The sequence below is a fragment of the Pseudoalteromonas pernae genome (assembly GCF_039831865.1).
Taxonomy (GTDB): Bacteria; Pseudomonadota; Gammaproteobacteria; order Enterobacterales; family Alteromonadaceae; genus Pseudoalteromonas; species Pseudoalteromonas pernae.
Genome location: NZ_JBDODM010000003.1, coordinates 489,089 through 509,989, shown reverse-complemented (window position 1 = coordinate 509,989; position 20,901 = coordinate 489,089). Strand labels below are relative to the sequence as shown.

16 protein-coding genes are annotated in these 20,901 nt (G+C 40.7%); 7 read left to right on the top strand and 9 right to left on the bottom strand.

Annotated elements, in window-relative coordinates; all coding sequences use genetic code 11:
- Positions 1 to 59 precede the first annotated feature (59 nt).
- On the top strand, positions 60 to 359 hold the full coding sequence (locus V1358_RS10160) for a hypothetical protein (protein WP_239407994.1): 300 nt from the start codon (positions 60 to 62) through the stop codon (positions 357 to 359).
- A gap of 694 nt (positions 360 to 1,053) precedes the next feature.
- On the opposite strand, the gene V1358_RS10155 is transcribed toward V1358_RS10160, so the two are convergent.
- The 5 genes from V1358_RS10155 to V1358_RS10135 all read right to left on the bottom strand — a co-directional run bounded on the left by V1358_RS10155 (position 1,054) and on the right by V1358_RS10135 (position 3,725).
- Complete coding sequence (locus tag V1358_RS10155) at positions 1,054 to 1,809, bottom strand: NYN domain-containing protein (RefSeq protein ID WP_347393478.1); 756 nt, start codon at positions 1,807 to 1,809, stop codon at positions 1,054 to 1,056.
- A gap of 114 nt (positions 1,810 to 1,923) precedes the next feature.
- Positions 1,924 to 2,304 carry a TonB family protein gene (locus V1358_RS10150; protein WP_347392241.1) on the bottom strand — a complete coding sequence of 127 codons (381 nt, stop codon included), beginning with the start codon at positions 2,302 to 2,304 and terminating at the stop codon, positions 1,924 to 1,926.
- A 122-nt stretch (positions 2,305 to 2,426) separates the two neighbouring features.
- Positions 2,427 to 2,984: a hypothetical protein gene (locus tag V1358_RS10145; RefSeq protein ID WP_347393477.1), complete on the bottom strand. Its 558-nt coding sequence runs from the start codon at positions 2,982 to 2,984 to the stop codon at positions 2,427 to 2,429.
- Complete coding sequence (locus V1358_RS10140; RefSeq protein WP_347393476.1) at positions 2,965 to 3,357, bottom strand: ankyrin repeat domain-containing protein; 393 nt, start codon at positions 3,355 to 3,357, stop codon at positions 2,965 to 2,967. The genes V1358_RS10145 and V1358_RS10140 overlap by 20 nt, the downstream gene beginning before the upstream one ends.
- Positions 3,358 to 3,494: 137 nt before the next feature.
- Positions 3,495 to 3,725, bottom strand: a complete 231-nt coding sequence (locus V1358_RS10135) for a hypothetical protein (RefSeq protein WP_347393475.1) — start codon at positions 3,723 to 3,725, stop codon at positions 3,495 to 3,497.
- Positions 3,726 to 3,852: 127 nt separating this feature from the next.
- Between V1358_RS10135 and V1358_RS10130 the strand changes: the two genes are divergently transcribed.
- The gene (locus tag V1358_RS10130) at positions 3,853 to 5,145 is read left to right on the top strand and encodes a hypothetical protein (RefSeq protein WP_347393474.1); all 1,293 of its coding nucleotides are present in this window, start codon (positions 3,853 to 3,855) and stop codon (positions 5,143 to 5,145) included.
- 44 nt (positions 5,146 to 5,189) lie between these two features.
- On the opposite strand, the gene V1358_RS10125 is transcribed toward V1358_RS10130, so the two are convergent.
- Together V1358_RS10125 and V1358_RS10120 are read right to left on the bottom strand one after the other, a co-directional pair.
- A complete protein-coding gene (locus V1358_RS10125; protein WP_347393473.1) occupies positions 5,190 to 6,488 on the bottom strand; it encodes a hypothetical protein in 1,299 nt (432 codons plus the stop codon).
- Positions 6,489 to 6,507: 19 nt separating this feature from the next.
- Entirely contained in the window at positions 6,508 to 7,644 is a 1,137-nt protein-coding gene (locus V1358_RS10120) for a response regulator (protein ID WP_347393472.1), read from the bottom strand.
- A 228-nt stretch (positions 7,645 to 7,872) separates the two neighbouring features.
- Here V1358_RS10120 and V1358_RS10115 point away from each other — a divergent pair, with 228 nt between their 5' ends.
- From V1358_RS10115 to V1358_RS10105, 3 genes are all read left to right on the top strand, one after another.
- Positions 7,873 to 8,085, top strand: a complete 213-nt coding sequence (locus tag V1358_RS10115; RefSeq protein WP_347389860.1) for a DUF2061 domain-containing protein — start codon at positions 7,873 to 7,875, stop codon at positions 8,083 to 8,085.
- 568 nt (positions 8,086 to 8,653) lie between these two features.
- Positions 8,654 to 11,137, top strand: coding sequence for a sensor domain-containing protein (locus V1358_RS10110; RefSeq protein WP_347393471.1), 2,484 nt, complete (start codon positions 8,654 to 8,656; stop codon positions 11,135 to 11,137).
- A 40-nt stretch (positions 11,138 to 11,177) separates the two neighbouring features.
- Positions 11,178 to 14,603, top strand: coding sequence for a hybrid sensor histidine kinase/response regulator (locus V1358_RS10105; RefSeq protein WP_347393470.1), 3,426 nt, complete (start codon positions 11,178 to 11,180; stop codon positions 14,601 to 14,603).
- Positions 14,604 to 14,658: 55 nt separating this feature from the next.
- Here the strand turns inward: V1358_RS10105 and V1358_RS10100 are convergent, their stop codons facing one another.
- Complete coding sequence (locus tag V1358_RS10100) at positions 14,659 to 15,234, bottom strand: lipid-binding SYLF domain-containing protein (protein WP_347393469.1); 576 nt, start codon at positions 15,232 to 15,234, stop codon at positions 14,659 to 14,661.
- 86 nt (positions 15,235 to 15,320) lie between these two features.
- Between V1358_RS10100 and V1358_RS10095 the strand changes: the two genes are divergently transcribed.
- Positions 15,321 to 16,532, top strand: a complete 1,212-nt coding sequence (locus tag V1358_RS10095) for a tyrosine-type recombinase/integrase (RefSeq protein ID WP_347393468.1) — start codon at positions 15,321 to 15,323, stop codon at positions 16,530 to 16,532.
- A gap of 9 nt (positions 16,533 to 16,541) precedes the next feature.
- Positions 16,542 to 17,729 carry a cation:proton antiporter gene (locus V1358_RS10090; protein ID WP_347393467.1) on the top strand — a complete coding sequence of 396 codons (1,188 nt, stop codon included), beginning with the start codon at positions 16,542 to 16,544 and terminating at the stop codon, positions 17,727 to 17,729.
- Between the two features lie 2 nt (positions 17,730 to 17,731).
- Here V1358_RS10090 and ydiJ read toward each other — a convergent pair whose 3' ends face one another.
- The gene (gene ydiJ / locus V1358_RS10085) at positions 17,732 to 20,773 is read right to left on the bottom strand and encodes a D-2-hydroxyglutarate dehydrogenase YdiJ (RefSeq protein WP_347393466.1); all 3,042 of its coding nucleotides are present in this window, start codon (positions 20,771 to 20,773) and stop codon (positions 17,732 to 17,734) included.
- Between the last annotated feature and the right edge of the window lie 128 nt (positions 20,774 to 20,901).

Here is a 20,901-nt window from a genome sequence, read left to right as displayed (position 1 = left end):
TAACAGCTTATTAGTGAGACCTTGCAAGGTATGCTACCTTGTAAGGTAGGAGATTACCTATGTATAGACAAACTAATAAAGCTTCAAAAAATTATCGTAAATCATACACTAATCGAAAATTTGATATAGAACAAGAAAGCTTTGTAGAGCCACAAAATATTCCTGAACTAAGAAGAATAATCGAAATCACCGATTACGATAGTGGTGAACCCATTACTCATAAGCTTGAACTTTATAAAACTGATCGGATCGATTGTTATAAAGTTTTGGTCGACGGAAAGCTTTGGAAAAAGCGTATTGGTTGGAGCAACATCTTGGCAGGAATTAGAAAAGCCCTCCCTAGATTAGCTAGAGAGTGACAGTCCGTTTTACTCTAAGCCGCCCTTAGAGCATTCACTCGTTTTGGGGCAAAAGTTAGTTAACCTGAATGTCCAAATACAGCAAATTTATAGTTGGTTGACCTTACTTTCTAATGGGTTAATAGCCTTAACATACTCCATATTGAGGTGATTAAAAACTCGACATTATTAGCATTTTCATATATTATATATCTGTATATCTATTTTCTTGCAGCCCTTTATTTACGTGGCTTCTAGGTTATTTTAAGTAAGATCCAGCGTTATCATTTCAAAAACTGATTGGATCTTGTCTTATAGTGTCATTTTGAAAAAAGCGATCCAGTCAAAACTTAAAAAGACTCCTTTAAAATCAGTAGAACTGATCCAGCGTTAAAGTGCCATTTACACTGTGGGAATTTCACTATTCGTCAGGAATATTTCATCGAAATAGGAATCTTGAAAACAGACCTCGACAGATACAGCGTAACTCACTGACATTATATATCGGGTGCTAATCTAGCTATATGTGGGCCAAGCTTTTCGAGTGACAGTTATGTACTAGAGGAAATTGATGTATCGTTATTCGCAAGGCAGCTTTTTGCCAATTCTAACAATTTAGGCATGTCTTCAAACAGTTAATAGAACATAGAATAACAGACGTTCATGTAACTCTCCCTTGGACAGAAACAAGTTAGTGTATTTATTCAGTAACGCCTCAAGCAGAGGCGCAGCTTTGCTGCGACCCTTGCTTTGACTTGTTAAGTTGCTTTGCTCTCTTTTTATCTCTAACCCACAAGACCGAGCCATTTGTTTTCTTCATTTCAAATAGATCGATTGCTTGGAACAAATCACTTAATTTCTTGAAGCCATAATTTCGTTGGTCAAAGGATGCATGATTGGATATGTGAGTGCCAATTGGCCCTAACATCGCCCAACCATCATCCTCTTCTACTGCTTCGATTGCCTGTCTTAGTAAGTTTATTAATTTGGTGTCACTCTTTATATTTTTACTTTGCTTTTGGACAGGAGTCTCTTTCTCGCAGTCATCATCGAGATAAAGAAATCGAGAACAACTATTTACGAAAGCCAATGGTGCTTTTCGCTCACCAAAACCAATTACAAACTTTCCGTCTGCTAATGAACGAGTTACCAATGGAGTAAAGTCACAATCTGACGATACGAGACAGATTACATCAATGTTTTTTGTATAAAGTACATCCATTACATCAATGACTAATGCCATGTCAGTGGCATTTTTACCTTTAGTCAGGTCGAATTGTTGAACAGGCTGAATTGCAAATTCGTGAAGCACGTCTTCCCATGATTTTAAGTTCTGATTTTTCCAGTTACCGTATGCCTTTCGTATATTGACCACGCCATAACGCGCCAACTCAGAAAGAACCCTATCTATCTTTTGAGCTGGAGCATTATCAGCATCAATGAATACTGCAATTTTTTCTTTATCCTTCACGGATGCCTCCTTGCAACTTAACGCTGTGCTAAGCGGAAAAGTGCAGTTGGTTAAAATGTGCGAGGTGCGAGCGCAGCCAATTGTAATTTTTCCGTTTTAGCACCTTGTTATATTTTACTTGTGCCCAAAAGTAAATTCAGTTGTAACGTACACTGGTACATTTGACGAATTAGCTTTAGCAGGTACATAGTGAATATTGCTTAAGGCTTGTAGAGCAAATTTATCCCATGCTCCATTGGGGGAAGACTCAACAACTATTGGATTAAATATCTGACCATTAGAATCTACTAAATACTTAACTTTTACGACGCCACTGCTTTTCGGTGGCTGCAATCTACTAACTTTAAAACTGAACTCTTTAGCTTCTTGAATCCAATAGTTTTGCAACTCAGATTGCTCTATTGTTATGGGAGTTTTTGTAAGGTATTGCTGAGGGGCCGACTTACAGCCACCCAGCACTAGAATAGCAATTGATAAAACGCTCAAAAATTTCATACATACTCCTTGTAAAATATAACGCCCTGTTAATGGGCAAAATTGTGTTGGCTAAAATGTGAAGCGGAGCAAAACCAAGCCAACGCAATTTTGTCCACTTTAAACAGTTTGTTATGTGCAAACTAGTAAAATCTACACTGTGATTTTGGTAACTTTTGCACACTTTCTAATGAATATACAAACTTAGCAACCCGTGATTCGTCGTCGCCAATAGGCGAAAAGCATGTTGTGGTTGATGTTTTTCCTTGAACCCCAACTGTAATTTCATAAGGAAAGCTACTGACACATATTTTTTCCAAGTCACCTGAACCTGAATTGCCCTCCGCAATATCTAATTTTGCGAGTCTGACTAGTTCAGCCTTTTCTGACTTATTTAGACTCAGTGATATTATTATTTTTTCTCTGCCATCAGCACAAAGTGAGCGTTCAAATGTACTTTGAAAAGAGTCAAAATGGTCAGAGCCCACTCTAAATGAAGCGTATTCCGCCTCATTAGTGCTAGCACATGCAGTCAAAGCAATAGCAATGAAAATTAGATATATTCGCACGAAATCCCTTTGCACATAACGCCACCATATGGGGCGCACAAATGCTTGGCTAAAATTAGCGACGAAGGAGCGCAAGCCAAGCGTTTTGCGTCCTATTACCATAATGGTCTTGTTATATTTGCGTTGCTCCATCGAGGTACTCAGCAATTAACTTTTTGTTTTGTTCATTTAAACGGGGCATGGAGCATTCAGCTAGCCATAGTTTCGCTGTTTTTCCACTGCTATCTTTTAAACTAGGTTTAGCTCCATTAACAACAAGCAATTTTACTATATTTGGGTAACCAGAAGTGACGGCTCTGATTAGAGGCGTTGTATCCGAATAACTAGAATTCAAATCAACACCAGCTTTTATGAAAAGGGAAACAATGTCTTCCGCCCCGCATTGGATTGCCATAATCAAAGGCATTCCATTTGGGTTTGCTCCAGCTTCAAGCGACTCTTTAGCTGATTCGATGTCGCAGTCAGCAGCTTGAATTAATGCATCATTCAATTCCCTTTGAGTCAAAACTTACCCTCGATTCTGATTGCAAATATAACGCCTTAATAAACGGCGGAAAATAGCAGGCTAAACTTAGCGAAGAATGAGCGCAAGCCTGCTGTTTTGCGTCCATTGTTTAATTAACTTGTTATATTTCAAATGAGCTAATCTTGGAAATCCCAAGGTATCTCTTTTTTAAATAACTCGATAGAAGCTTCAACAACCTCTAGCGGGATATCTTTGTCGTAAGTTGTCACTTCACGCGACTTTTTTGTGTCATCACGAAATATCTCAAGTATCAACTTACCCTTGAAGTAAATCTCAACTCCTATTCCGTCTCGACTATTACTGACATCACTTGCTATCGTGACCTCATACTCGTTGTTAAGAATCACGACAGACTCCAATGGAAATTTTTTCGATATTGAAATTCACGCTCAATATCAAAATGAAACACGTAAAATTGGCCCGTTCAACATTACGTTGACTAAATCGAACGGAAAAGTGTCAGGTGATGTATTAGTGCTCGCTACAGCATATGCCGACACGCAAGGTTCGATAGATAAAGAATCAATCACCAAGAGTTATCAAAAATTGAACAAATACGGCGGCGACCTTTCTCGCAACAGGCAAGATGCAAACTTTGACGTAGTAGTCGTTGGGTCGATATCTGAGTCACTAAAGAACATCAAAGCATGGTCACAAACATCTACATTTTTGAGCATGGCTTTTAACCAAACAGATCATGAATACGGACAGGTTTGTAAGTTGGAAGAAGTAGTCGCGTCTGCCCAGGCTATTTTCAATGAAAAAATTGAGTTTTATCGTTCATATTATGGTTACGAGTTAACTGAATTGAATCTTGGATATGCTTCCGATAGTGACGTCGAGAATCCGTGTAAAGAAGTGGCCGCTGGTGAAATCGTTCTGAATTACATTCGCGTACCACAAAAGATCAATTTAGACTCTTATGATGTCATTGCTTTTCATATCTACGACAATGACTATCACAGCGGTGGATTTCAAGGGTATTTACAAGCCGGTGATGGTGTGACCCAAGGTGATGAGAAGGTTTTTGATAAGACATTCTTTGTAAGCGGCGCTACCGACTTTAATCAGTCTCAAAAAGTGCGTTATCCAGACTTCGATGAGAAAGTACTTGCAGATTACTACACTCAACAGCAGGTAGAATTAACGGAATTTGAACAACAAACAGCACATGAACTAATCCATGCATTTGGTTTAAGTACCCATGATTGTGGACTCGATCATTACAGCGACGTTGACTTCTCAAATTTAGAATCTGTATTACTGGGTAATAATTATGCAAATTTTAGTTATGGAGACTGGTTTAGCGTGATGGGAGCAAGCAGTTATAGTGTTGATCTCGCTCCGTCTTCAAAAGAATATTTAGGTTGGGTAAATAGCAACCAAATTCACACGATAGAAAGTGACCAAACGAGTGTCGAAATCAATGAAGCATATAGTAACGACGGGCTCTTTTACGCAAAAATTAAAGTTGAACAAGGTTGGCTATACGTTAGCTACTACAACGGCAATAGCTACGGTGAAAGCCTTATGCATCCCAAACTCAGTGGTAATTTAGAGGGAATTCAAATTCGCTACACCGAATCCAGAGACCCTGAAGTATTCAAAACCTTAACAACTTCTGTGTTGCTAGACCCAAATGCAGATTTGACGGACCATGATTACGCTTTAAAGCCTGGGTATAGTTTCTCTCTTTACGGTGTAACAATAGACAATGTGGTAATCACAGGTGAAAGTGCTGTCTTTGATGTTCGATACAGTAATTAGTAATAACAAAGGTCATAAGAGTCCAATGATTCCTATGGCCTAATTCAACGATGTGGCACATGTTCAATATCCGAAAATATGGCCTGTCCAAATTGTTCTTTAGTATAAAAAGAAAACACGTCTTTCATGGTGTCCGCCACTAAACCCTCGTACTGTTCGGTTGTTAGAAGCGAATTGTTGTAATAAGCAAATGGTATATTTCGCAGCATAAGGTCATCCATAACATACGTGTATATTTGCGATGAGTGAAACATTAGCGTTTTTCCAATCCCAGTATATGCATGTGTTTTTAAAACTGGGTGAAGCGTAAACAATTGGCCAATCAATTTACTCCATTTAATGGTTGGTCGTGCTTGTTCAACGAAAGAAGGCTTCCTGACGATAATGTTATTCTTACAAAGAAGTTCATTGGTAAGTTTGTTCATGAATGATTGATTAGTAAAGCCATCGGGTACTGTATCGAAGTATTCCTCTTCATTTTTAATAGGAATTCGTTCGCCCTGTTGTGCATACAACAACGCAAGTAGAGAGCCTTCAAAACTTAGCTCTACTACTGAACACGCATCTAACTTAAACAACTTCAAATCTTGGTGTTGTAATTTTTGTATCCAATGGTTGTGGTAATATCCCCCCGCCTTAAACTCAGTGTCTTCACTGTTAGTTGGAAAATTAAAAATGCGAAGATAGAAGGAATTGATTAAATTTGCTGGTTGATTATCAAAGCATGGATTAAGTGAGTTCACATAGTTGTTTAGGCGTCTGACGAAGGTTTCTACAGCGTCGTGCTGTGTTTTGCTGATATTAGCTGGTATATCAGCAAGCTTCGACAATGATAAATCACCTCTAAGCACCTTGTTGTCACGCAATACACAAAGGAGGTTTCCGCCATAGTTTAGCTCCGAGGGTAACGTGATATGCTTAGTAATCGACAACAACTGGCTGGAGGCTTTTAGATAATGTTTCGAGTTCGCACTTGAGTCATTAGCATCGTCACTCATTGCAGAAGATGAATCATACATTGACGCGATCCAGCCTGCATCTTGAAGCCAACGTAATGAATTTATCATTACGGTATAACCAAGCGCACTGTTCCCATACGAACTTTGTGTTTGTGCCAGCCAATACTTACGATTTTTAGGCACCAACAATCGAGCATTTTGTTCGTTGGCACATAATACATTGGTAACAATTACCATTATTGCGTTTTCATAACGAGGGTGCTGGGTCTTGTGTACCGGTAAATTAGCTTTTATGGACGTATAGATGAGCCTCATAATAGCGTCGAGTTCACCCTCTGCTTTTGCACCAAGATGTGGGTTAATTTTCTCACAGTTGTTCGCCATAACCAGCCTAGCTACTCATTCATGCTTTGGAGTGATCAATTTCAGCCCCAAATTTCTGGCTGAATGAACTAGCGATATCATTAAGACTTTCAGCATGATGTTGAATTTCATTAATATCTTTTAACACTTCAGAGGGTAATCCTGATACAGCCCCCATCTTGTTAATCGCAGTTAAAATGGACTGTGTGTCTGAAATAATTTTATCCAAACTTGCAGTAGCTAATGATTCACGCAGCTTGGCATTTTGCAGTAATAAATCTACTTCATTGCGAATAGTATTGTGGTGCGCTCTAATTTTAAGTTGCGTGGCAATTCTTACTTTAAGCAGCTCAGAGTTAGCGGGTTTTGTGACAAAATCGACAGCTCCCAAATTAAACCCTTCACTCATGTCAGTCACATCGGATTTAGCGGTCAAAAAAATAACTGGAATATCCCGTGTACTTTCATCTGCTTTAAGTCTTTTGCAAACTTCATAACCGTCCATTTCTGGCATCACGATGTCTAAAAGGATTAGGTCGGGTTTATTGTCCGAAAACGCGATATTTAAAGCGTCTTTAGCGTTATTAACTGCAAATACTTGATAGTCGGATTGAAGAATACCTCGCATTAAAGCCAAGTTGTCCGCAACATCATCTACAACAAGGATACGTTGGTTTAAAGTTAACTCATTTTCGAACAGCGCCGGAGAACGTGTATTGTCTGGGTGTTGATCATTAAAAGTGTGTTTTGTTCTTGGATTTTCACAGACCATTCTTACGAACTTGCTATGGAAGTTGGCGTTTGTAAAGGGCTTTATAAGCATTTCATCTACACCGCAGGAAACCGCATTTTGTAACTCATCACGGCTTTGTTCATGGGCTAATAGCATGACATAGGTATGTGAAAGCCGCTGTGAATTACGAACATACTTCAATATGTCTACGCCGCTAATGTCCGCTAAGTCCCAACATGAAATGACGACATCAACTTTGCTAGTTTCTAACACTCTGAGCGCTTCAACACCATTAACCGCGACTTTTAGATTTGAAAACTTGTATTGAGCCAATAGCGCAGAAAGTTGTTGGCGATAGGCAAAGGTAGACTCAATCACCAATATAGCGGCATCTTTATCAACTTTAGAGTGCTGTGGGAGTTGGCGATTGGTGTGTCTTTGCATTATTGCCTAAGTCTAGAATAAGTAATGGGATATCATTAACATAGCATCCAAGAATACATTGTACACAACGTATGTTGTGATTGTTTATGTCTTCCATGATTTTATAGTCGCTCCTTTATGAATCTTGCATACTGTTAAATCAATCGCACCAATCTTTTTAATCAAATTTACCGTTTATTGTTTTGTTGTAACAATGAAGACTTAGAAACTGGAGATTTGAGTTGAATCATGAAAAAGACGATCACTTTCGCTGCTATGCACTTTAGCATTGCTTTTAGCGTTACCTATTTATTAACCGGAAGTTTCCTGATCGGTGGTTTAATCGCTGTAGTTGAGCCTGCGGTAAATACAGTGGCCTTTTACTTCCACGAGAAAATTTGGAGTGCCCTTGAGCGCAAGGGTACGCCTAAACAACAGCATGACTTTGTGATGTTTGCCTAACGTAGTAATGACCTGAGGTCACAGCTCTGCCCTTTTGCTCATAGATGAGCAAGTCATATTGTGACAATGCGTCACTACACACTTATTTTTATGCCGCACTTGCATGGCTAATTTATATAAACATCAAGCCCCCTGCTCTAGTACGCGATTATGCCAACATATTAATAACGACCTATTTGTACCTTTATATAGGCAGAATCAGGATAAAGCTTTTCTCCGGTTTTAGTTAACCATAAAGGTGTGGGTATATATTGGGTACGGTTAATGCTTTAATCGTATTTTTGCAATTATAAATTTATTCGCTTTGTTCCTTATATATATACTACCTTCATCACTCTGATACAGGGCTTCACTCAATAAAAAGCTCTTATAATTAGAGGGTTAGTGATTTTATGCTGTGACGGTTTTTATCTTTATTTATTTACTGATTTAAACTACCAATAAAAATATAAATATAAATTACTAAGCACTGCTTATAGCCATGGTCTATCCTGATTAAGGGGACGGTTTTACTCCTATTCTCATGTGGTTATGATTTTCTGGATTTTTTAGTGGTTAAGCATCTTATATGACAAAACAATATGAGGATGTCCAATACAGGCGAATCGTTGAAGCCGCCACGGACGCCATTATTAGCAAGACTCTCCAAGGGATAGTGACGACTTGGAACAAAGGAGCTGAACGACTTTTTGGCTATTCAGCCCAAGAGATGATTGGGCAGCCTTTATTAAAGATCTTTCCGCAGGACAGAGTCGCTGAGGAAGCTGACATACTGACCAAAATTGCTGCTGGAGAAAAAGTAGAGCATTTTAGAACCATCAGACTTCACAAGCTCGGTTACCCCATCCACATTTCCGCAAATATTTCTCCTATATATGATGACAATGGTGCTGTTGTTGGTGTCTCTAAAGTCGCAAGAGATGTTAGTCAAGAGGTTGAACTCGCAAAGCAAGCGACTTTGTTACAAGCTATCGTGACTTGTTCTGACGATGCCATCATCAGCAAAACGTTAGGCGGTGTGGTGACGAGTTGGAACCTAGGGGCAGAAAAGATTTTTGGCTATGATGCCGATGAAATGATTGGCCAGTCAATTTTGAAACTCTTCCCGAGTGATAGAAAAAACGAAGAAAAATACCTAATTGACCAGATAATCCGTGGCAAGAATATTGAACATTTTCAAACTGTTCGCCTAAGAAAGAACGGCACCAAAGTACCTATTGATGTGTCTTTGTCACCCATCAAGGATGATCAAGGGGTGATAATCGGTGTGAGTAAAATCGCGAGGGATGTTTCTAAGCGCCTACAAATGGAGCAAAAGACTAAGTTCTTTCAAGCTATCGTCGACAGTTCTGACGATGCCATAATAAGTCGCGATGTAAATGGACTCATTACCAGTTGGAATAAGGGCGCAGAGGTACTATTCGGATATAGCGCTGAATTAATGCTCGGCAATGACATGAATGCATTTATTCCGGATCAGTGCCGGGGTGAAGAGGAGTTTATATTTAATCAAATAGAGAATGGCAACCAGGTAGATCACTACGTAACTCAACGAGTTAACCGCCATGGGCAAATCCTTAACGTGTCATTGTCTGTGTCGCCAATCAAGGATGTAGATGGTGCGGTGGTGGGCATTTCTTCCATATTCCATGATGTAACCGCGCAATATGAAGCCGAAAACACCCTCAAACTTCTTGGTGAAATTGACATCCTAACGCAGTTACTCAACCGCACGGCGCTGGTGAAAAGGTTGCAAGAGGAAATTCGCGATTGCAAAGGAACACTCAGCCAATTCGGGTTGATTTACCTTGACCTAGACAGGTTTAAAGACATCAATGATAAGCAAGGCCATGAGTTTGGTGATGCGGTACTGTGCCATATTGCCGAGGTAGTGGCTGATGTGGTGTATGACAAGGGTGTGATCGGCCGTATTGGTAGTGATGAGTTTTTGATTTTACTGCCCCACAGTGACGTTCACGCCGTTGAGAGTATCGCGAAACAAATACTGTGTGAATTACATAAGCCATTTGAAATCAAAAATGTGATGAATGTGATATCAGGTAGTATTGGTGTCGCGATGTACCCCGCTCATGGTGTCGACCATAAGACACTCATCACCAATGCAGATTATGCGTTAGTGGAATCGAAACAAGTCGGTAGAAATACCTACACGGTCTACAACAAAGAACTCGCCACTGCCCTTTCTCGAAGTCAGCAAATTTCCGTGGAGCTACCCAAGGCTATCGTAACTGGGCAGTTGTTTATGAACTATCAACCCATTGTTGATTTAAACACGGAAGAGGTATTTAAAGCCGAAGCCCTTATCCGTTGGAATCACCCTCAGCTTGGGTTCGTAAGCCCAGCAGAATTTATCTCTGTGGCTGAGGAAAATGGCAGTATTAACGACATTGGTAACTGGGTATTTAAAGAAGTAACGACGCAGCTCGTGCAATGGACGAAAAAGTACAACCCAGATTTCAAAGTCAGCATCAATAAGTCTCCGGTTCAATTTCACACTGATGACCATGCGCCGCAAAACTGGAGCGAGGAGTTAAATCGCTTGGGCTTACGTTGTGAAAACCTTGTTGTAGAAATTACCGAAGGCAGTTTGATGAAAAGCACATCGGTAAGTGAAGGTAAGCTCAGGGGATTCTCAGGTTTGGGTTTTGAACTTGCTATCGACGACTTTGGTACTGGGTATTCATCTTTAGCCTATATAAATAAATTTCACATTGATTACATTAAGATTGATAGGAGCTTTGTAAGCAAAATTGAAACTCACCCGGACCAGCTCAATATTTGTGAGGGCATTATTTTACTCGCCCATAAACTTGGCCTAAAGGTAATTGCAGAGGGCATTGAAACGGAAGCGCAACATAGACTACTCAAAGCGATGGAGTGTGATTATGGCCAAGGCTACTGGTATTGCAGACCTGTCTCGGCTCAAGCGTTTGAGGAGTTCATGCAGCGTGTAATAAAAAAGGAAGCGCTGGAGCAACCTCCAGCTAATTCAACAATCACATCACACATCGGCCGCAAAAAAGCCAGATGACTTCACAAGCCAAGTCCGTGTCTCATAAGGTAAAGGAACTATGAAAAATCGCCCACTTTTGTCTATAGCGATTGGATTATCCGCAGTTACAGCAGTGTTGCTCATGGTATGGATGGTGAGTCTTAAAGGCCAGATTGAGCGAGCTTCAGAGAATTTTACCGAACTTACGAATGATGTGAGTGAAGAGGTCATTGCTTTGCATAACCTGCAGCGATATATCGGCTATGGCGGTTTTATTCATAACTTGAAAAACTATGTCTTGCGCAAAGATGAGGCTTATTTTGATCGCGCTATGCTCAACCTTGTTGAAGCAAATCAAGAACTGTTAAAAATCGAACTTAGAGTGAAAGCTCATGGCGGTACATATGATGTAAGTACAATCAAATCAACTCTGGCAGAGTACCAGGTAAAGTTGCTTGAAGCCAAAACACTGATTGCGCAAGGCAAAAGTATAGAAGATGTGGATAGCGCAATTAAGGTAAGTGATGCTGGGGCACTTGAGTCTATTGACGCGCTAACGCAATTCTTATTGTCAGACTATCAAAAAGCCAATGAAAACTATGTCGGTAAATTATCAGACGTCCATACCTTGATTGGTTTAGGGTACTTATTGTTTATTCCTCTTATTGCCCTTGGGGGAATAGCGTACTTATTAGTTAGCGCTATGCACAAGCATACCGCTGAAATCGATAACACGCGCAAAGATTTGCAATCCTTGCTAGACACCACTCCGGACTCAATTTTATCTATAAGCCAAGAAGGTATCATTGTTCGCGCCAACGCCAGTGCAAAAGCATTTTTTGGTTATGATAGCGAGCTTGAGGGAATGAATGTTGACGATCTCGTTCCTGATTCAATTAAGTCTGAGCATGGAAAAATGCGGCAAATATTCTTTGATGCTCCCAATACACGCATGATGGGCAAAGGACGTCGCGTACAAGCAAAGACGAAAAGCGGTGAATGCCGAGATGTGTCAGTAAGTTTGGGTCATGCATACTATAACGATATGCGCTTTGCGATTGTGTGCTTGCGGGATGTGACTGCGGAAAACCGAGTTAAGTTTCAACTTCAAGATTTTCGCCAACGAGTTCAATTAGCCTGTGATACCGGAAAGCTGGTGTTTTGGTATTGGGACAAACACAATGGCGTGATTGTCAGTGATAAGTATGATTCGAAAACCCAGCTTCTGTTAGCTCAAGAGCAATCGACACTCGAACAGTGGCTCAGTGATATTCACGAAGATGACCGCTTAACCTTCACTGATGCCCTCAAACATTGTGAAACGGCAAAAGAGTCCATCACTGTTTATTACCGCCAAGAATCAGTAACAGGTGGTTATAAACATATCCGTACCACCATGATGCCACAAACCCTTGAAGAAATGGCGCAAAGCGTTTTGGCGCAAGAATACTCGGTACGTACCGTTGGTATGAGTTTAGATATATCGGAACAACGTAAAGTCGAAAGTGAGCTATTAAAAGCGCGGGAAGATGCAGAGGCGGCTAACCTCGCGAAAAGCCAATTCCTAGCCAACATGAGTCACGAAATACGCACGCCAATGAATGCGATTACAGGGATCATGACCTTGCTGATGGAGGCAGAACTACCGGAGCGTCAAGCCAAATTAGTACGCAGTGCGTACAGTGCTGGTGATTCCCTCGTCAATATTGTTGACGATATCCTCGATTTCTCAAAACTGGAGGCCGGTGAGGTCAGCGTAGTGAACGAGCCGTTTAGTCTAGATGAAGTGCTCGATAAACTGATTGACCTCTACAGTGTGGTAGCCCAAAGCAAAAGCCTAATTTTGCAATTAGACGTCAAACCCGATGTGTATATTAGTTTAGTTGGTGATGCGTTGAGGCTCGGACAAATACTCGGCAACATGGTTAGCAATGCCATCAAGTTTACGCCAGCAGGTAAGGTGCGCATACGTGTGGAGTTGACGCGTGCAAATACAACAAGTTGTACCTTACGCTTTGCTGTATTTGATACCGGTATAGGCATGAATGATGCGCAAAAGGAAAGTATTTTCAAGCCATTTAGGCAAGCGGATAACTCGACAACACGAGAATACGGAGGCACAGGTTTAGGCTTGAGTATTTGCCAGCGGCTATTAGAGATGATGAACTCCAATATGTCAGTCAATAGCGTTGTAGGCCAGGGGTCAGAATTCTATTTTGAAGTAGAATTCCTACTGCAAGAAAATGCTAATCGCTATTTAGACCTTATGGCGGAAGAGAAAAAAGCCTTGGTAGTAATTGAAGACAGTGACATTGAGGACACGGTCACTCAGTACTTCAGTCATTGGGGTATAAAAATAGCTTGTTATAACAATAATAAGCGCGCTTACAACGTACTGGAAAAAAATGCTAATGAGTTTGATGTATTGGTAATTCATCACGTCGGTCACGAAAGAGCGAACCGTGTGTTAGACATTTGCCATTTATGGCGTGAGAAAAAATCAGGTCGTATGGATAGTTTGATTGTTATCACTAGCCAAAATAATTTCAACGACAAAGCGCTGCGAGACCTCAGCCCTATTCTAATTCTTCAACCCCCTACACCATCAAGGTTGTTTGATGCGGTGAACTCAGGAAAACGCGATTTAATCGTATCTTCTGGCAGTTCAAATATGGTTCATTTATCAAAAGAGAAAACAAAACCGATTGTTGGTGCCAAGGTGTTGTTAGCTGAAGACGTTAAAACCAACCAAATAGTCGCCGTGGATTTTTTGCAAACCTTAGGCCTACAGGTTGATGTAGTTGAAAACGGCGAGCAAGCAGTTGAGGCTGTAAGAGATGAAGACTACGACATTGTGTTAATGGACTTTCATATGCCAGTAATGAATGGTCTCGACGCAACACGAAAAATCCGTGAATTTAAGTCAATTGATGAGCTACCCATTATCGCTATGACGGCTGCGGTATTTGCACAAGATCGCCAAGCTGCCATCGATTGTGGCATGAATGCGCATTTACCCAAACCGATTCAAATCTACCAATTGGCATCAACATTAGTCGATTTCATTGAACAAAAGCGGCAACGTCAAGATGGAGTTATGGCAAACGCAACCTCCGAATTAGCCCGTGAGACAATGGTCGGTCACTATATTGATTTCTCTGTGCTAGATGGCTGTATAGATGTGGAAACGGTCCGCTATAACTTCAACCACAACCCTGTTGCTTATGAACGTTGTTTAAATCATTTTGTGAATGATTTTTGTGAGTGGGCAAATGAGATAGACGCATTAGTACAACAACAAGAGTTCAAAAAGGCCGCTGAGCTGGCACATAAGCTCAAAGGTGCTGCTGCGAATATTTATGCGACTTCACTTGTGACCGCAGCTTCTGAGTTACAAGGCATGTTGGCCAAAGGTGACACCGTGGCATTGAGTAAGGTTAAAAACTTATTGGCGATGTTGCTACACAAACTGCCGTTGAAAAGTATTGATAAAAAAGGTGCTTGAGAGATTACTTAGCTTTCGGCCAGGCTTTACCCAAGCCGAAAGCGCATAGAGGACGTTAGTTAAGTTCGCTATCAACCCAGAACTTGGTGCCTTTGAGTACCGCCTGAAGTGCCAATCCTGTCTCAGTTAAGGAGTAGACGGTTACATCATCAACAATCGCTTCAGCGGCGACTGCTCCACCATTGTCTTTATGTTTAGCCGCTGCATCGGCGTTGCCACCAAATGCCCAACCGTGGTCAATAAAGCGATTAAGTGCGGCTTCTGTATGAAATACCATAACGACGTTGAAGTCTTTTACCCCAAGACCGAGTCCCAGTCCCGCTTCGCCCATGTTCATATAAGTCCATTTTCCGGTGCGATTATTTTTAACGACACCGTAACCGCCACCAAAACTAGCAAAAATAACATTTACATTGGCATTATCGAATACCGCATAGCCGGCACTGGTGGCAACTTGGTTTTGAACATCTGGTTTTTGGGTATAAAGCTCTTTGAGAGTTTCTGAGCGCATACTTTGTACCACGTCTCTTTTAGCCTGTGGGCTAGCTTTTCCCGAAGTTGCACAGCCACTGACTACCCCAACAGTGATCAATATTACGAAGATGATCAGTAATTTACCCGTAACTTTCATTTATCGCTCCTTTAGCTAAGTCCAATACTGGACAGTATCGGACTTTATGATAAGCTAACTATATAAATATAAAGACAATTTAATAAATGCTTATACCTTTAGTAGATACATTTAAACAACTACGCTATCAAATTGCTCATCTTGATGATGGTACTCTATCGAGCGAGTACCCAGAACTGGCATTATTTATACAACAGTACAGCTTAAAATTAGCTGAAGTGTTAGAGGACTTACCATTTATATATCAATTTCTTTATGTTTATGGGCGAAAATCAGAGGCCACCTTCACTCGATTTCGTAACGAAATAGAACGGTTTGCACTATGGACCTGGTTAGTAAAGGGAACGTCTGTGCTCAATCTCAAGCGCGAAGACATCGAACACTACATCGATTTCGTTGTTGACCCACATGATGATTGGTGCAGTGACTCTGTGCAATGGCGATTTAAACAAAAGATGGCTCAACGTATTGCTAACCCAAAATGGCGGCCTTTTATAGGGAAAGACACAAAGCCCAGTCAGCAAAGCTTGAATTCCACATTCACCGCGCTCAATGTGTTTTATAAGTTCGCGATATTGGAAGAGAAGACCTTCGCTAATTTTGTGCCAGTAGTGAAAAAAAATTGCCCCTATCTCATTGTCCAATCACAAATAAATCAGCCAGATACATTGAGTGATCTGCAGTGGGAGTATGTACTTAAAGTCACAGAAGAATTAGCAGAAAAACAGCCAGATTTAGAACGGAACTTATTCACACTTGCATGCTTAAAGGGCCTATATTTACGTATCTCTGAATTATCTGAACGTGCGAATTGGTCACCCGTGATGTCCCATTTTTGGCAAGATGCTGATGGCTTTTGGTTCTTAAGGGTTATGGGCAAAGGTAATAAATTGCGTGATGTAACACTCAGTGAAAGTTTTATTGAATATTTAAAAAGGTATCGGTTGTACCGGGGACTCAGTGCTTTACCTAGAGTGGATGAACCCTTCCCTATTATTCATAAACTTCGAGGCTCTGGCGGTATGACTGTTAGGCAAATTAGGCGGTTAGTTCAACATAGTTTTGATTTAGCGATAGCTGCATTATCAAAAGATGGTTTTAAAGAAGAGTCTGAAAACCTGATTGCCGCTACGGCGCATTGGTTGCGCCATACTGGAGCAACGCATGATGCGGCAACGCGCCCTCTTAAGCATTTATCGGAAGATTTAGGTCACGCTAAGTTAGCTACGACCGACCAAATTTATATTCAAACAAATATAAAAGAACGTGCTAAATCGGGTGTTAAACGAAAGTTATAAGGAATAAGTATGGAATACTATATTGCGATTATATTAGCAGTCGCATTTTTCGTTTATTCAATTTCTTTTCGTCAGTTAGCACGTGCTGAACTCACTGGGCCGATGTATTTTGTGTTGGTAGGTATTGCTATTTCTGCGTCATTTATCGACAGCTTTGAATCATCACAACCTTTAGATACACTGCTACCATTGGTAGAACTCACACTCGCGGTTTTTTTGTTTTCTGACGCTGCACAAACGCGTATCGCGGTATTAAAGAGAGAATATAAATACCCATTAATACTATTATTCTTTGCGCTTCCTCTTACTTTTTTTGCTACTTTACTTACTGGTTATGTGCTATTCCCTCACACAAGTTTAATCGCTTTAGCACTGATAGCGATTATCCTAACGCCAACTGACGCGGCATTGAGCAAAGGCATTTTAGAAGCCAAAGCGGTGCCTGCTAAAGTACGCGAAGCAATTAATGTTGAAAGTGGTTTGAATGATGGCCTGTGTGTACCAATATTTCTTTTTTTATTTCTATCGTGGCAAACCGATTCCTGGCAATCACCCTCTAAAATGATTGAGTTTGTTATAAAGGAAATAGGTATTGCTTTTATATGCTCAGTAGTAATTACGTATATTGCGACTAAACTTATACATTTTAGTGCGCTACGTCATTATTTTGAGAAAGCATCCAGTCCATTCTTAATATTGTCATTAGCGATTATTAATTTTAGTGTTGCGCAGGCTTTAGGTGGAAGTGGTTTTGTTGCCGCCTTTTGTGCAGGTTTAATATTCGATAAGCTCTATGTGCGCACATCAGATGTGAAACTGATTCAACAAAGCGAAACTATAGCTGATTTTTTTGCTTACTTAATTTGGTGTTTATTTGGCGTGTATACATATTGGCAGCTTCAGACTATAGACCTCACAACCAATAAGATTATATTTGCCATCGTCGCAGCTACATTAGTACGCGTTGTTCCGGTGATGTTATGTTTAATTTTATCTAATGGTATAAATTTAAAAGATAAATTTACGATAGCATGGTTTGGGCCTAGGGGGTTGGCGTCTATTGTTTTTACATTGATGGTGTTGGATTCGACTGATGGTTTGATCAGTGAGTTAACGACGCTGACTATCCTTGTCAGCGTGTTCATTCATGGAGTGACGACTCGCCCGATTGCGAAATCGTACGAAAAGGTAAGCTAAGATTAGCTAATAATATTCGCTAACACCTCGACTGGATGTTTCGGTTTAAATTTTTCGAAACGCTTCACTTGGCTTCGACACGAAAACCCAGTTGCAAGTAATTGAGTCTGCTCCGTATTGTTGACGATCGGTTGCCAACTTAATTCATACAATGACGTGCTATTTTGTTGGTTCTGGATTTCATGGCCATAGGTGCCGGCCATACCACAACAACCTGTCGCTTTAGCCTGTAGTTCTAAACCTACTTTTTCAAATATAGCCTGCCAAGTTTTTGCACTTTGTGGCAAAGATGTTGTTTCACTACAGTGGCTTAATAAAACAAACGGCTTTTGCGGTTCAAAAACGAGTTGTTCAAATGTTTGCTCGGCTAACCATTCGTGAGCAACAAGCACTTCAAACTCGCCGCGGCTCTCACCTAAAATAGTTTTGTATTCATCGCGATAACATAACACAAGCGAGGCATCCAATCCGACAAGTGGAATATTTAGCTCACTCACTTGTTCCAAAAATGCTGCGCTGTTTTTTGCCGTACGAGCGAACTTATCTAGGAAGCCTTTTACATGTTGAGGTTTACCATTTGGTTTAAAAGGTAATAGCACTGGAGTTTTTCCAAGTGCTTGCACAACTTTTGCAAAACTCTCTACTAATTCTGCTTCGTAGAAACTGGTAAAAGGATCTTGGACAATAAGCACGTAATCAAGACGTTGCTGCTCACTGAGATTTTCGAGCTTGGTAAAATCAAACTTCTCTAATGATCTTGTCCGCGCGTGCAAATTAGGATGACTCGGTGTTGGTGTATCAACATAACCAAGGGTTTTCTTTATTAGCCATTGAACAGCGTTTGATTTTAGGACTGGGTTGGTAATCGCTGAAAACTTAGATAACAATGGCGCTGTTTGTTCAATACTCGCAACCAAGTAATCTTTAAGAGGTCTGTTATATTGACTGTAATAAAAATTAAGAAAGCGTGCGCGGAATGTCGGCACATCAACTTTAATTGGGCAAGCGGTGGTGCATGCTTTACAAGCAAGACACTCGTCCATTGATTCTTTTACTTCATGAGAAAAATCATAAACGCCTTTGCGTTTATCATTGGTATTTAAAAAACGTTCCCACCAAGTTGGGCCGTCTTTTTTGCTGATAGTTTTTTCTTCCTCTAGAATGTCGACGCCTTGCTCTGTTTGCAAGCGCAACCATTCTCGCATAAGACCAGCTCGGCCTTTTGGTGAAAATCGTCTGTCGCCAGTTGCTTTATACGAAGGACACATTGGTGAAGTAACGTCATAATTAAAGCACAATCCGTTGCCGTTACAATTCATACTCGTGTCGAAACTATCGCGAACTTGAATATCAATTTGCTTATCAAACCAACCACGTTTTTTGTCATCGACGCTGACCAAATTATCTTTGCTCTCCAGTGGCGTACAAATTTTACCTGGATTTAATTTATTGTACGGATCAAAAGCAGATTTTATGCGGCGCAGTTCAGTAAAGAGTTCATCGCCGAAAAAATTTGGACCATATTCACTACGATAGCCTTTGCCATGTTCACCCCACATCAAGCCACCGTATTTTGCGGTTAAAGCAACAACTTGATCTGAAATTTGACGTAAGGTCTTTTCCTGTTCTGGATCGCACATATCGAGCGCGGGTCGAACATGAAGTACACCTGCATCTACGTGACCGAACATGCCGTAATCTAAGTTGTGGCTATCAAGCAACTCACGGAATTCGCTAATAAAGTCAGCTAAATTTTCTGGTGGCACGGCTGTGTCTTCAGCAAACGCGATAGGCTTTTTGGCCCCTTTTGTGTTCCCGAGTAAACCAACTGACTTTTTACGCATTGCGTATATTTTCTGAATGTCGCTTACATCACTGGTTAACTGATAGCCAATGACCCCGGCTTCTTTATTGCTGATGAGTGAATCCAATTTCTGACATAGGCTTTGAATTTTATCCGCCATGTCCTCTTCTCGCTCTGCATTAAACTCAACCATGTTGAGTCCTTGCATTGTTTGACCTGGGACATCAGTAATTAAGTCCGATACTGAGTGCCAGATTATATCTTCGCGAGCAAGATTAAGTACTTTACTATCAACGGTTTCCACCGATGTTGCATGGGCTTCTACCAAAAATGGTGAGTTACGAAGTGCTGAATCGAAACTGTCGTACTTAATATTTATAAGGGTTTTGAATCGTGCAATTGGCGTTATGTTAAATTTGGCCTCAGTGATGATTGCCAGCGAGCCTTCTGAACCTGTGAGCACACGACCGATATCAAATTCGGTCATAGTGTCATTAAAAACATGTTCTAGATCGTAACCCGTTAGAAAACGATTAAGTCTTGGGAATTTTTCTAAAATAAGTTCGCGTTTACTGGTCGCGACATCAAGAACTGTTTTATAAAGTCGTCCTACAGTTGAATCTTGCTCTGCTATTAACTTTGCTTTTTCTAATGTGATGGCTTGTGTATTGAGTTCACTGCCGTCGGCGAGAAATGCCTTAATAGCTAAAGTGTGGTCGGATGTTTTGCCATAAACTAAACTACCTTGGCCGGACGCGTCGGTGTTGATCATCCCTCCGACGGTTGCGCGATTGCTGGTCGACAAATCTGGTGCGAAAAAATATCCGTATGGGCGGAGAAAATCGTTAAGTTGGTCTTTGATAACACCAGCTTGAACGCGAACCCAACCTTCCTCTTCATTGATTTCTAAAATTTCTCGCATGTAACGAGATAAGTCGATAACAATCCCGGGCGTGAGTGACTGACCATTAGTGCCTGTGCCCCCACCGCGCGGGCCGAACGTCAAAGATAAAAATGGATCACGTGATGCTATGTTGAGTGCTACTTGCACATCTTTGTCGGTTTTTGGGAATATGACCCCTTGGGGTATCGTTTGATAAACACTGTTATCTGTGGCGGCAAGTAAACGTGTGCCGTAACTTGCGTCAACATCGCCAATAAACCCTTCCGCTTTTATTGTTTTTAGATAATGCAGGACCAGTTCAGAACTGACTTGCTCGACACTCAACTTTGCTATCATGGTAGACATATATTTAAGGAACGACCGGGTCATTATAACACGGGCTTTTAAGTTCTAAATTGAAGAATATACAGATTGTTACAAAATGAAACGACTTTCTTGGTTCAAGTGCGCTAAGGTGAAAATAT

What these genes read in the sequence shown, in the direction of transcription:
- V1358_RS10160 (WP_239407994.1), top strand. Translation starts at nt 60, where the DNA reads ATGTATAGACAAACTAATAAAGCTTCAAAAAATTATCGTAAATCATAC.
- V1358_RS10150 (WP_347392241.1), bottom strand. Translation starts at nt 2,304, where the DNA reads ATGAAATTTTTGAGCGTTTTATCAATTGCTATTCTAGTGCTGGGTGGC.
- V1358_RS10145 (WP_347393477.1), bottom strand. Translation starts at nt 2,984, where the DNA reads ATGGAGCAACGCAAATATAACAAGACCATTATGGTAATAGGACGCAAA.
- V1358_RS10125 (WP_347393473.1), bottom strand. Translation starts at nt 6,488, where the DNA reads ATGGCGAACAACTGTGAGAAAATTAACCCACATCTTGGTGCAAAAGCA.
- V1358_RS10120 (WP_347393472.1), bottom strand. Translation starts at nt 7,644, where the DNA reads ATGCAAAGACACACCAATCGCCAACTCCCACAGCACTCTAAAGTTGAT.
- V1358_RS10115 (WP_347389860.1), top strand. Translation starts at nt 7,873, where the DNA reads ATGAAAAAGACGATCACTTTCGCTGCTATGCACTTTAGCATTGCTTTT.
- V1358_RS10110 (WP_347393471.1), top strand. Translation starts at nt 8,654, where the DNA reads ATGACAAAACAATATGAGGATGTCCAATACAGGCGAATCGTTGAAGCC.
- V1358_RS10105 (WP_347393470.1), top strand. Translation starts at nt 11,178, where the DNA reads ATGAAAAATCGCCCACTTTTGTCTATAGCGATTGGATTATCCGCAGTT.
- V1358_RS10100 (WP_347393469.1), bottom strand. Translation starts at nt 15,234, where the DNA reads ATGAAAGTTACGGGTAAATTACTGATCATCTTCGTAATATTGATCACT.
- V1358_RS10095 (WP_347393468.1), top strand. Translation starts at nt 15,321, where the DNA reads ATGCTTATACCTTTAGTAGATACATTTAAACAACTACGCTATCAAATT.
- V1358_RS10090 (WP_347393467.1), top strand. Translation starts at nt 16,542, where the DNA reads ATGGAATACTATATTGCGATTATATTAGCAGTCGCATTTTTCGTTTAT.
- ydiJ (WP_347393466.1), bottom strand. Translation starts at nt 20,773, where the DNA reads ATGATAGCAAAGTTGAGTGTCGAGCAAGTCAGTTCTGAACTGGTCCTG.